Origin of the sequence: Parabacteroides sp. AM08-6 (genome assembly GCF_003473295.1) — a bacterium.
In the GTDB taxonomy this organism is placed as follows: Bacteria; Bacteroidota; Bacteroidia; order Bacteroidales; family Tannerellaceae; genus Parabacteroides.
On record NZ_QRMP01000008.1, the window covers coordinates 89046 to 100872 of the forward strand.

Sequence of the window (11827 nt, forward strand, 5' to 3'; positions counted from 1 at the left end):
TTATGGCGAAGATAAAAGGAGCTGTTGTTGTAAACACAGAGCGATGCAAAGGATGTAATCTTTGTGTAGTAGCCTGTCCGTCGGATGTATTGGAACTGCATCCACGTGAAGTAAACAACAAGGGATACCATTATGTGTATATGAAAGAACCGGACAACTGCATTGGTTGTGCCAGTTGCGGTTTGGTTTGTCCGGACGGTTGTTTAACCATCTATAAAGTAAAAATCTAAAACAGATATGACAGAAGAAGTAAAATTAATGAAAGGGAACGAAGCTATCGCCCATGCCGCTATTCGTTATGGTGCCGATGGTTATTTCGGATACCCGATTACTCCGCAATCGGAGATACTGGAAACCTTGATGGCTGAAAAGCCTTGGGAAACAACCGGGATGGTCGTACTTCAGGCAGAAAGCGAAGTGGCCGCAATCAATATGGTTTATGGCGGTGCCGGTACAGGCAAACGCGTAATGACCTCTTCGTCTAGTCCTGGTATCAGCTTAAAACAAGAAGGTATTTCATATATAGCAGGAGCCGAACTGCCTTGTCTTATTGTAAATGTCATGCGCGGAGGACCGGGACTAGGGACTATCCAACCAAGTCAGGCAGACTATTTCCAAACAGTCAAAGGGGGCGGACACGGTGATTACCGCTTGATTACATTAGCTCCTTCTTCCGTTCAGGAAATGGCCGATTTCGTAGGATTGGGATTTGATTTGGCATTCAAATACAACAATCCGGCTATTATCCTGGCAGATGGTATCATCGGTCAAATGATGGAAAAAGTAGTAATGCCTCCTTTCCGTCCGCGTAAAACAGAAGAAGAAATCATAGCCGAATGTCCATGGGCCGCACAAGGTAAACCTGCCGGTCGTAAGCTGAATGTGATTACCTCCCTCGAACTCGACCCGGCTATCATGGAAGAAAATAATATCCGTTTCCAAGCCAAATATCGCAAAATAGAAGAAAATGAAGTACGTTACGAAGAATTCCATTGCGATGATGCAGAATATCTGCTAATTGCTTTCGGTTCTTCCGCACGCATCTGTCAGAAAGTAGTAGAGAATGCCCGTGCAGAAGGCTGTAAACTTGGTTTGCTGCGCCCTATCACATTATGGCCGTTCCCTTCTAAAATTATCGCTCAATATGCCGATAAAGTAAAAGGCATGCTCTCTGTAGAACTGAATGCCGGTCAAATGGTTGAAGATATTCGCTTAGCGGTAAACGGTAAAATAAAGGTTGAACATTTCGGTCGTTTGGGCGGTATTGTGTTCACTCCGGATGAAGTCTTAGCAGCATTAAAAGAAAAGTTGTTTTGATTCCAATGAGACGCGGAAGTAAAATAGATACGGTATTGACTTGGATATTTATGGCTTTGGCTGTTGCAGCAGTAATTTGCTACTTTGCTCTTCCGGCCGACCGAACCGCATTCCTGTATTGCGGCGGTGCAGCTATCTGTTTCCGTCTCATACAATACCTTATTCGATTTATTAGTTAAATAATGCGCTAATCTGATTATATGCCGATATATCGAAAGGCATAACATGCTGCTTTCATGGCAAATTAACAAATTAGCAAATTGAAAAATTATTTATTATGGAACTCAACGAGATAATTAAACCGGAGAACCTGGTGTATGAAAAACCCAGGCTAATGAATGAAAATCCTATGCACTACTGTCCCGGTTGTAGCCACGGTGTCATACACAAGCTGATTGCTGAAGTAATAGCCGAAATGGGAATGGAAGATAAGACAATCGGCATTTCTCCTGTAGGATGTGCCGTATTTGCATACAACTATCTTGATATCGACTGGATTGAAGCGGCTCACGGACGCGCACCTGCTATTGCTACAGCAGTAAAACGTCTGAACCCAAGTAAGATGGTATTCACCTATCAGGGAGATGGGGACTTGGCAGCCATCGGCACAGCTGAAACTATCCACGCAGCCAATCGTGGAGAAAATATTGTAATCGTATTCGTCAACAATGCCATCTATGGCATGACTGGAGGACAAATGGCACCTACGACACTGGAAGGTATGCCTACTTCAACCTGCCCGTACGGACGTAACATTGCTCTGAATGGTTATCCCTTGAAGATTGGTGATTTACTGGCTCAGCTGGAAGGGACTTGCTTGGTCACACGACAGAGTGTACAAACAGCTGCAGCTGTTCGCAAAGCAAAAAAGATGCTTCGTAAAGCATTCGAAAATTCTATGGCCGGCAAAGGTACTTCTATTGTAGAATTTGTATCCACTTGTTCGTCCGGATGGAAAATGACTCCTGAAAAAGCAAACAAATGGATGGAAGAAAATATGTTCCCCTTCTATCCACTGGGAGACTTAAAGAATAAAGAATAATTAGTAATATATTATCATGAAACAAGAAATAATCATAGCCGGTTTTGGTGGACAAGGCGTTCTGTCGATGGGTAAGATTTTAGCTTACTCAGGGTTGATGGAAGGAAAAGAAGTAAGCTGGATGCCTTCTTATGGTCCTGAACAGCGCGGAGGGACAGCCAATGTAACTGTTATCCTGAGCGACGCTCCTATCAGCTCACCTATCCTGAATGAATACGATATTGCCATTATCCTGAATCAGCCCTCATTGGATAAATTCGAAAGTAAAGTAAAGAAAGGAGGTATCTTGATTTACGACGGTTATGGCATTCATACTCCCGTAAAGCGGACTGATATCAATGTCTATAGGGTTGATGCAATGGATGCTGCGACAGAAATGAAAAATGAAAAAGCATTCAACATGTTGATACTCGGCGGGTTGTTGAAGATTGTTCCGATGGTGAAATTGGAAAATGTCCTGTTAGGACTGAAAAAATCATTGCCTGAACGTCATCATAAGCTTATTCCCATGAACGAAGCTGCTATCAAAAAAGGTATGGAAATCATACAACAAGTACAATAAAATATATGCCCATCACTCAATATGCCAATTTGCCAATGAAATACGACAATTAGTATTAATTGGCATATTGGCATATTATTCATATTGGTACATTACTTACATTATTACTATCTTTGCCCCCCATGAAGCATTGCTTATACATATTAGTATTACTGATAGTATCCGCTACAACTATGCAGGCGCAACACCGTCCGGGCAGCGGAAAGGGTAGTTTTTCTCTAAGCAACCTATCGTCAGCAAAAAGTGATATACCTGATAGTCTGTTGGTTGCAGATAGTTTAGCACTTAACAATAAACGTATCACAGGCTACCGTCTCACCCCCTTATTGGGTGAACAATATGTAGCTCCTATGGATACCAATACTTTGAATTTCGGTAACAGCACGCTTGTAGAGGCAAATTCTCTTGCTGTGGGTTATCTCGCTAATATTGGCTCGGCGGCACAAACCCGCATCTTCTCTGAACGCCAGGAAGCTCGTGACTTCGTTTTTGCAGATCCTTACGATTATTACATCACCACTCCTGAAAATGCAATGTTCTATAATACAAAAATTCCTTATACGGAAGTATTATACACAACTGCAGGGGGTAGCGGAAATAAGGAAGAACGTTTGAAAGGGATGCTCACCACGAATTTCGGAAAACAAATTAATATCGGCGGCGATATTGATTATATATATGCCCGCGGCTTCTATAAAAATAATGGTAACAAACTGTTGAGTTATCGTCTTTTCGGAAGTTACCAGACCGAACGTTACGAAGCACATGCGTATCTGAGTAATTTCAACTTTGTAAACTATGAAAACGGAGGTCTGGCAAATGACTCCGTAATTACACATCATGATGAGTATTTTGCCGGTGGACGTAATCAGGATGATCCTAAAGCTTACGATATACGATACGCGGTAAAAGCCTGGAACCGTGTACGCGGTAAACAGTATTTTCTTACTCATCGGTATAACTTAGGTTTTTACCGGGAATTGGAAGAAGAAACAGACACACTGGGTAATCCTTTGAAACAATTCATACCGGTCTCCAGTATCATACATACTATCGAATACAAAGATAACCGTCGCCGTTTCGTAGGAGAAAGTACAGCACTGGATAATAGCTATCTTAATCCGGACGGTACGCCACGTGTTTACGGACTGGTAACAGGTGTCGACGATCGAACGTCCTACTGGAATCTGCGTAATACTTTCGGACTATCTATGCGTGAAGGTTTTCAGGATTGGGTTAAATTCGGATTAACAGCATTCATTACATTTGATAAACGTAGATTCGAATTACCGGCTGAAATACCAGGACTGAATTACGGCCCTACCGGCAGTGGTTACGATCCAACTCCAACCTCTTTGAATTTTCCTGTTAGCCAACGTTATGACGAATTTTCAACATATATAGGAGCTGAAATTTCAAAACGCTTAGGCAGTATCCTTACATATGATGCACGCGGCGAACTTTGTGTTGTTGGTGACGATATTGGTGAATTCCGTGCAACCGGTCATTTGCAGACCAAATTTAATCTGTTCAACAAGGATGCTATTATCCGTGCCGAAGGATATTTTAAAAACGTAACTCCGGCTTTCTACACGCGTCATTTTCATTCCCGTTACTTCTGGTGGGATAATAACTTGAATATGACACAACAAATATATGCCGGAGCAAAAATAGACTTAGAATCGACCCGTACGCAATTATCTGCCGGTATAGAAAGTATCCAGAACTACGTATTTTTTAATAAGCAGGGACTACCGGAACAAAAAAGTGGAAACCTGCAAGTTCTTTCTGCACGTGTCAAACAGGATATTATTTACCGTGCTTTCGGATGGGAAAACGAAGCGGCCTATCAACTTAGTAGCGACAAAGATGTATTACCTTTACCGCAAATCAGTGTATATAGTAACATTTATCTGAAATTCAAACTGGCGAAAGTTCTGACTATCCAACTTGGAGCCAATATGTATTATAATACAGCTTATTATGCCCCTTATTACGAACCTGCGACGCAGCAATTTCAGGTACAAGATGAAGTCAAGGTAGGCAATTATCCACTTATCAATGCTTATGCAAATTTCCACCTGAAACAAGCTCGTTTCTTTGTAATGGCATATAACTTAAGCAATAAATTTGTTGAACCGAACTATTTTTCTCTGGCACATTATCCGCTCAACCCAATGGTACTGAAAATGGGTATTTCCGTCACATTTAATAACTAAGTCATATGAAATCCCATAAATTGATTGGAGTTTACATTGGACTACTGATAATAGCTATCGCCACTATGATTATGCTGTGGAGACTGAAAAATAAGCCTGAAATAATCCCGTCCCGTGACTATCCGGAAATAAAAAAAGAAGGTGTTTTACGCATGGTAACCGAATACAACCAATCCGGCTATTACGTAGCAGGTGATACGATAGAGGGGTTTCAGTACGAATTAAGCCAAGCTATTGCTAAATTGTCCGGCCTGGAAGTACAAACCCATCTTGTGATGAGTCTTACTGAAAGTTTCAAGGAATTGTCCGATAATAATTGTGATGTTATTGCCCGCAACATTCCTGTCAACAGCGATATCAAGGAAGAATATCTTTTTACCGAACCTATCGTACTCAACAAACAAGTGTTGGTACAACGTACAGAAAAAGCGAACAACGGCATTAAACCCATACGTAATCAACTTGACCTGGCTGGTAAAACCCTGTACATTCCCCAAAATTCTCCAGCTCTTTTGCGTTTACAAAATCTGGGACACGAAATCGGTGACACAATATATGTAAAAGAAGATGAGCTATATTCCAGTGAACAACTGGCCATTATGGTAGCTAAAGGAGATATTGATTATGCCGTCTGCGATCAACAAATAGCCCGTCTTTCCCAACAACAATTACCGGAACTGGATATTGAAACAGATATAAGTTTCACTCAATTGCAATCATGGGCTGTCCGCAAAGACGCACCAATCCTCCTCGACAGTCTCAATAGTTGGCTTCAACAAATACGTGAAAATGGCATCTATAAAGAAATATACAAGAAATATTATAAATAATAATCGGTAAACCTTATGTGAATACTTGGAAACATCCATTTACACATTTACAACTGATTATTTTTCCTCATGCGAAGGCAGAATAAAAGAAAAAGTTGATCCGACCCCCAATTCAGACTCAACCTGTATCGTACCGCCCATTCGGGCAACAAGCCCTTGGCATATAGCCAATCCCAAACCAATCCCTTCCATATAATCGTTTACCTTGACAAAACGAGTAAAAAGACTGTCCAATTTATCTTTTGCAATCCCAATACCTGTATCTTTCACATAAAACTTTAAACTATTGTCCGGCAAACAGGTATACCCCATCGTTATACTCCCCTTTTTGGTATTTTTAATAGCATTGTTCACCAGATTATTTATCAATTGTAACAGCCGAATACTATCGGTAACAAATGAACAACAGCAAGAACCTTTTTCCAAAATAAGCTCGATACCTTCCGGAACACGCAACCTGACAGAAGCAAAAGTCGTATCCATTAACTCATTGATATCAACCGGTGCATAAGATATCTTCATCACATCCGCTTCTATTTTCGAAAGATCCAAAATATCATTGATAAGCTGCATTAACAACTCATTATTCGTTTTGATAATTTCATAATATTCCATACGTTCTTCATCGGAACCGGCAAAAGCCATCAATTCGGAAAAACCGGTAATTGCACTCAAAGGAGTACGAATTTCATGGCTCATATCCGCCAAATACTTCGACTTCATCATATCGGCAATCTCTGCTTTTTTCTTCGCCTCTTCCAGATATTGTTCCTGATTCTTTCGCTCCTGGATATTTGTGGAACAAGCTAAAAGAATGATAGGACGACCTTTTTCATCACGCTCATAAACATAAGCAGTAATTTCCCGCCAATTATATTCATTTTCATTGAAGACCCGCAATTCGAGCTTGGTTTCAGAAAGCTCTCCCCGACAAAGTTTACGAAATTGGTCGATACAAAAGTTTCTTTCATCCGGATGAAAGTTGGAAACAAAATCTCCCCACAGATGATTAAACAGACTTTCACTTTCACCAACCCAATCATTTAAAGAAACGACAGCATCATCAAAATTCACCTTACTATCCGGATTAATAAATATGGAGCAAGTATGAATATCACTTGAATGTAAAGCCATTTTTGTTAATGTTTGTGCTCGTTTCAAAGCACTCTCCATCGCATGTTTCCCTGTCACATCCCTCCACAAAGCAAGCAAAAGAGGTTTACCGTTGCTCAATGATATCGGACATTTTGTTATTTCTATATCCCTCAAAGTATTATCGGCAGCTTTCACCTTGCCCTGCAATTCCACGACCTTTCCCGTCTGCATGATATTGCGGTCCAACTCCATACGTTGTTCAACAGAGATAAAAGAATCATACTGAATTTCAAAATCATTATGCCCTTCTACTTCACTCGTATCTAATCCTGTCATTTCTTCCATAAAACGATTCCAATATAAATAATCGAATTTATGCTCTCCATCCTTAACGAAAACGCCTAATGGCAAACGATCCAGAATTGTATTTATTAATTCATGTAAAGTAGTCTTTTCTTTTAAATCAAATTTTGACTGAAAGTCATTTCCGTCTCCTTTTCTGCCCATAACAATAAATGCATTAATAGCTAATTGGCTATAAAGGTATCTATTTTCTCTTAAAACAAAGAGAAATGCTAATTAAAATCAAGGATTATAATAAAAATCCACAGATTTACACCAAGTACCGCCGCCTAAACAACAATATTTCCCAAATATTATATACCTTTACCGGGAATTTAATGATGAAAGATGAGATTTGACGAATTGGATTTGGAAGAGGCTGTATTGGACGGTCTCGACGCTATGAATTTTCAGGAGACAACTCCTGTCCAGGAACTAACAATTCCGGTGATTTTAAAAGGAAAAGACATCATCGCATGTGCACAGACAGGAACAGGAAAAACAGCGGCTTATGTATTGCCGGTCATTAACGAACTCAGTAAGGGACTCCATCCTGCCAATGCCATTAATGCTATCATTATGGCTCCTACCCGGGAATTGGCACAACAAATAGACCAGCAAATCGAAGGTTTTACCTACTTTGTTCCCGTTTCGGCAGTAGCTGTTTATGGAGGAACCGACGGAATAGCCTGGGAGCAACAAAAACGAGGAATGGAAATGGGTGCCGATATTATTATCGCTACCCCAGGACGTTTATTATCACATATCAAACTAGGAACAGTCGATCTTTCGCAAGTATCCTTTTTTATTCTTGATGAAGCAGACCGTATGCTCGACATGGGGTTCTACGATGATATCATGCAAGTACATAAGTTACTTCCGGAAAACTGCCAGACTATTATGTTCTCTGCCACTATGCCTCCCAAAATTCGCACGTTGGCAAAGACAATCCTGAAAAATCCGGAAGAAGTCAAGATTGCAATATCCCGCCCACCCGAAACCATCATGCAGACGGCATATATCTGTTATGACATTCAAAAGTTGCACATCCTTGAAGATTTATTCTCGCAGGCCCGTCCGCAACGTGTCATTATATTCTCCTCTTCCAAAATGAAGGTCAAAGAGCTTTCCACAACTCTCAAACGGATGAAATTTAATGTTGCAGCCATGCACTCCGATCTCGAACAATCCCAACGTGAAGAGGTGATGAAAGAGTTTAAAAACGGACGTATAGACATACTGGTTGCAACCGATGTTGTTTCACGCGGTATCGATATCAATGACATCAAGTTAGTAGTCAACTACGATATTCCCCATGACCCGGAAGATTATGTCCACCGTATTGGTCGTACCGCCCGTGGAACAAACGGTGAAGGGCTGGCTATCACTTTTGTTTCTATCGATGAACAAGCACAGTTCAAGCGTATCGAAGAATTTCTTGACAAAGAAGTCTATAAAATTCCCGTAGACCCTAAATTCGGGGAAACGCCCCTTTATGAACCGGAAAAATATGGAAATATGCGCCGGGGAAGAGGACGGCCACGTAAAGAGAATAGTTCATATAAAGACAACACCAACAATTACAAAAGAACCGGAAAACGGCAAGGGAATAAGAATTATAAACAGCATAATACAGAAAACACACAAGCTTAATGTATTCCCTGTTATAAAAAAACGGGAGGCACCCTATAGCATCCTCCCGCTTTCTAATAAACTACATAAAACACTTAAAAGAACAAACTTCGCAATTAGAATGCAACACCTAAGCGAATGCCCCAGTTGTTCAATCCGTCGATTGAATAATTCAGGACGTGCCCTTTATTCGTTGCATAATTATAGTAGGCTGCAATATGTAAACCAATCTGTTTCTCCGGTGTGAAATATATATTCATACCTATTTCCGGAGCAACATAGAAACCCCAGTTACGGTCGTATACTTTCAATACATTCATATAAGTCGACATTTCACTATAACTAGCACCCGTTTGTACACCGGCATACGGTTGGAACTGACTTTCAGGGGCTACATTATAACGGAAAGCAGCACCGAAAGGCAATTGGAAAATAGAATGCTGTTGGTCAGATGTTATTGAAGAAGTTGAACTTATCGGAAGTGTCTGACGGTCTATATACTTATTATTCGTATGATAGGAAATAAATGCACCTACCGAGAAATTAGGAACCAGATAATAACCGGCTTCAGCATGAGCACCCCAACCACTCGTTTTGTCAGAGAACGTCTGACTGAACGGAGAGTTTATCTGCCAATCGATATTAAAATACATGTTCTTTACAACCTGGGCGCCGGCCAGAGATGGTATCGCTAAACAGGCAACAAGTAAAGCGATTAATTTTATTGATTTATTTATCTTTTTCATAAGATTCAAATTTATAATCAGACGAAATGAATCGTCTCTACATTATTAATTAATTCGCGTTTAATTATTTTTTCAAGTACGGTGATTGTACAAAAGCCTGCTCTATTGCACGGGTCGAAAGTTTAATGTTTACTTTATCGGAACCGGAAAGCAAACCTGTCATATAGGCTGTCCAAAGAACCGGTAATTTAGTATCTGCAGAAGTTGACTGCGCAGCCTTCAAATTAACGATTTCAACCAATAGAGAACCTACGCTATAGCTGTAAACAATCGGATATGGATAATACCATCCATTCCAGCCTGTTCCCCAATAACCATACCACCAGTTATACCCGGGATATCCCCACCACCAGTAAGAATTATCAGTATAATTTGTGAAATAATTCACGTTCTTTATGAAAGAAACCTGTATACCCAGATCTGCATTAGCCTTGTCTGTTGTACGGGTATAACCACGGCCTTGCATGCCACTAACCAAAGTAGTCACAATATCGTCAGCCTCTGCAGCAGACCAGAATTCGGCTTTTTCGCTATTTCCTATAACCATTACACTATCCGGGATATAGAATGTAGTAAACGAATCAAATTTAGCGTCCTTACTGTAATCTGTGAACACCACGAAATCATCGCTTAACTTTGACATGTCCGGATCCTTTTGGCAAGATGCCAATAAAAGAACCAATAAGAAAAAAGGAAGAATCTTTTTCATCTCATTCAACGTTTAAAACAGTTTATACTATTATTTGTGCTTATATATAAGTTACTATTTAAACAATATGAATAAAAAAAGGTTTGGCTTTCTTCCTTTCCTGATGTGTTAATTAACATGTATGAAGGTTTGAAAACGCACATAAACAACCGTTAAAATAACACAGACAGGCACAGATTTCGCAGATATAGAAACTATCTGCATAAATCTGTGCCTGTCAGAATTTTCCGTATCTGGTAAAATTGTCCCTTTACCAGAGTACTTTTATTTCAATGTTCCTTGTTGAGCTTCCTGTATCATTTTCTGGTTAGCCAAAATAACAATCTCAACACGCCGGTTCAAAGCACGTCCTTCCGGAGTATCATTGCTGGCAACAGGGTCGTGAACCCCTTTTCCTTCATACACCATACGGTCGCTGCTAATTCCTTGTTGCATGAGGTAATCGAACACACTTTTAGCACGTTTTTCCGATAAAGTCTGATTGTAATCTACTTTACCGGTATTGTCCGTAAAGCCGATAATCCTAATATCCGTATCCGGATTCACCTTCAAACTGTTAGCGAAATTACGCAACGCACTCTTGGAAGCATCACTTAACGTACTTGAATTGGTGGCAAATAAAATACCGGAATCAAACGTCACTTTCAACGCTTCGCCTTGATTAATGGTTTCAACAGTTGTTTCCGGCGGCAATGTTGCCTCCAACTCTTTTTTCTGTTTATCCATTTTCTTTCCGATTAAAGCGCCGGCTGTGCCACCCACCGCAGCACCAATAACTGCGCCAAGCGCCGTATTACCGGCCAAAGCGCCGATACCCGCTCCGGCAGCAGCACCACCACCTACACCGATAGCAGTACCTTTAGCCGTATTATTCCACGTCTTACAACCGGAAAAAATCACCGCCATACAAAGTAGTACAGATAATAATTTAAAATGTCTCATATTCTCATATTTTTCTTCTTATTCTACTTTATATAACAAAAATCAATCAAACATGTTGATAGAATCACAATATTCCAACTCTCCCTGAACGATGAAAGTTATTTCTTCCGAAGTAAATTTGCCTATACCGTCTTTTTGTGCATTCTTTATCACAAAAGCAATCAACTCATCTTCATCAATATTGACTTCCGAATCGTCAGCGGTATTTTCTTCATCCAAAAGACCTTCTGATTCGTAATACTCATAAATCAGGTCTACAATATAATTAATATCATCATTGCTGAATTTGCCTTTCAACTCTTGGGGAAGATAGTTCTGGATAAATTCAACAGAATCATCTTCATCGTAAATTAAATCGTCCTTGTCACTCATACTCGTTTTGTTTATTGGT

The 11827-nt window shown here is 40.2% G+C and carries 13 protein-coding genes; 8 read left to right on the top strand and 5 right to left on the bottom strand.

What is annotated here, in order from left to right:
* Positions 1-2 precede the first annotated feature (2 nt).
* The 7 genes from DW103_RS07840 to DW103_RS07865 all read left to right on the top strand — a co-directional run bounded on the left by DW103_RS07840 (position 3) and on the right by DW103_RS07865 (position 5970).
* Positions 3-230 carry a ferredoxin family protein gene (locus tag DW103_RS07840; RefSeq protein ID WP_122275112.1) on the top strand — a complete coding sequence of 76 codons (228 nt, stop codon included), beginning with the start codon at positions 3-5 and terminating at the stop codon, positions 228-230.
* Between the two features lie 7 nt (positions 231-237).
* Positions 238-1317: a 3-methyl-2-oxobutanoate dehydrogenase subunit VorB gene (locus tag DW103_RS07845; RefSeq protein WP_122275113.1), complete on the top strand. Its 1080-nt coding sequence runs from the start codon at positions 238-240 to the stop codon at positions 1315-1317.
* A gap of 5 nt (positions 1318-1322) precedes the next feature.
* On the top strand, positions 1323-1496 hold the full coding sequence (locus DW103_RS18265; RefSeq protein ID WP_199652995.1) for a hypothetical protein: 174 nt from the start codon (positions 1323-1325) through the stop codon (positions 1494-1496).
* Positions 1497-1594: 98 nt separating this feature from the next.
* Positions 1595-2359, top strand: a complete 765-nt coding sequence (locus DW103_RS07850; protein ID WP_122275114.1) for a thiamine pyrophosphate-dependent enzyme — start codon at positions 1595-1597, stop codon at positions 2357-2359.
* Positions 2360-2375: 16 nt separating this feature from the next.
* Positions 2376-2921, top strand: coding sequence for a 2-oxoacid:acceptor oxidoreductase family protein (locus DW103_RS07855; RefSeq protein ID WP_122275115.1), 546 nt, complete (start codon positions 2376-2378; stop codon positions 2919-2921).
* A 122-nt stretch (positions 2922-3043) separates the two neighbouring features.
* Entirely contained in the window at positions 3044-5140 is a 2097-nt protein-coding gene (locus tag DW103_RS07860) for a putative porin (RefSeq protein WP_122275116.1), read from the top strand.
* Between the two features lie 5 nt (positions 5141-5145).
* The gene (locus DW103_RS07865; protein ID WP_122275117.1) at positions 5146-5970 is read left to right on the top strand and encodes a transporter substrate-binding domain-containing protein; all 825 of its coding nucleotides are present in this window, start codon (positions 5146-5148) and stop codon (positions 5968-5970) included.
* A 57-nt stretch (positions 5971-6027) separates the two neighbouring features.
* On the opposite strand, the gene DW103_RS07870 is transcribed toward DW103_RS07865, so the two are convergent.
* Positions 6028-7572, bottom strand: a complete 1545-nt coding sequence (locus tag DW103_RS07870; RefSeq protein WP_122275118.1) for a PAS domain-containing sensor histidine kinase — start codon at positions 7570-7572, stop codon at positions 6028-6030.
* Between the two features lie 183 nt (positions 7573-7755).
* Between DW103_RS07870 and DW103_RS07875 the strand changes: the two genes are divergently transcribed.
* The gene (locus tag DW103_RS07875; RefSeq protein ID WP_233545641.1) at positions 7756-9060 is read left to right on the top strand and encodes a DEAD/DEAH box helicase; all 1305 of its coding nucleotides are present in this window, start codon (positions 7756-7758) and stop codon (positions 9058-9060) included.
* Positions 9061-9155: 95 nt separating this feature from the next.
* On the opposite strand, the gene DW103_RS07880 is transcribed toward DW103_RS07875, so the two are convergent.
* The 4 genes from DW103_RS07880 to DW103_RS07895 all read right to left on the bottom strand — a co-directional run bounded on the left by DW103_RS07880 (position 9156) and on the right by DW103_RS07895 (position 11808).
* Complete coding sequence (locus tag DW103_RS07880; RefSeq protein ID WP_122275119.1) at positions 9156-9785, bottom strand: outer membrane beta-barrel protein; 630 nt, start codon at positions 9783-9785, stop codon at positions 9156-9158.
* A gap of 64 nt (positions 9786-9849) precedes the next feature.
* Positions 9850-10494 (bottom strand): DUF4136 domain-containing protein, encoded by a 645-nt coding sequence (locus DW103_RS07885; RefSeq protein ID WP_122275120.1) that lies wholly within the window; start codon positions 10492-10494, stop codon positions 9850-9852.
* A gap of 264 nt (positions 10495-10758) precedes the next feature.
* On the bottom strand, positions 10759-11436 hold the full coding sequence (locus DW103_RS07890) for an OmpA family protein (protein WP_122275121.1): 678 nt from the start codon (positions 11434-11436) through the stop codon (positions 10759-10761).
* Positions 11437-11478: 42 nt separating this feature from the next.
* Positions 11479-11808, bottom strand: coding sequence for a hypothetical protein (locus DW103_RS07895; RefSeq protein ID WP_122275122.1), 330 nt, complete (start codon positions 11806-11808; stop codon positions 11479-11481).
* Positions 11809-11827: the final 19 nt, after the last annotated feature.

What these genes read in the sequence shown, in the direction of transcription:
- DW103_RS07840 (WP_122275112.1), top strand. Translation starts at nt 3, where the DNA reads ATGGCGAAGATAAAAGGAGCTGTTGTTGTAAACACAGAGCGATGCAAA.
- DW103_RS07845 (WP_122275113.1), top strand. Translation starts at nt 238, where the DNA reads ATGACAGAAGAAGTAAAATTAATGAAAGGGAACGAAGCTATCGCCCAT.
- DW103_RS18265 (WP_199652995.1), top strand. Translation starts at nt 1,323, where the DNA reads ATGAGACGCGGAAGTAAAATAGATACGGTATTGACTTGGATATTTATG.
- DW103_RS07850 (WP_122275114.1), top strand. Translation starts at nt 1,595, where the DNA reads ATGGAACTCAACGAGATAATTAAACCGGAGAACCTGGTGTATGAAAAA.
- DW103_RS07855 (WP_122275115.1), top strand. Translation starts at nt 2,376, where the DNA reads ATGAAACAAGAAATAATCATAGCCGGTTTTGGTGGACAAGGCGTTCTG.
- DW103_RS07860 (WP_122275116.1), top strand. Translation starts at nt 3,044, where the DNA reads ATGAAGCATTGCTTATACATATTAGTATTACTGATAGTATCCGCTACA.
- DW103_RS07865 (WP_122275117.1), top strand. Translation starts at nt 5,146, where the DNA reads ATGAAATCCCATAAATTGATTGGAGTTTACATTGGACTACTGATAATA.
- DW103_RS07870 (WP_122275118.1), bottom strand. Translation starts at nt 7,572, where the DNA reads ATGGGCAGAAAAGGAGACGGAAATGACTTTCAGTCAAAATTTGATTTA.
- DW103_RS07875 (WP_233545641.1), top strand. Translation starts at nt 7,756, where the DNA reads ATGAGATTTGACGAATTGGATTTGGAAGAGGCTGTATTGGACGGTCTC.
- DW103_RS07880 (WP_122275119.1), bottom strand. Translation starts at nt 9,785, where the DNA reads ATGAAAAAGATAAATAAATCAATAAAATTAATCGCTTTACTTGTTGCC.
- DW103_RS07885 (WP_122275120.1), bottom strand. Translation starts at nt 10,494, where the DNA reads ATGAAAAAGATTCTTCCTTTTTTCTTATTGGTTCTTTTATTGGCATCT.
- DW103_RS07890 (WP_122275121.1), bottom strand. Translation starts at nt 11,436, where the DNA reads ATGAGACATTTTAAATTATTATCTGTACTACTTTGTATGGCGGTGATT.
- DW103_RS07895 (WP_122275122.1), bottom strand. Translation starts at nt 11,808, where the DNA reads ATGAGTGACAAGGACGATTTAATTTACGATGAAGATGATTCTGTTGAA.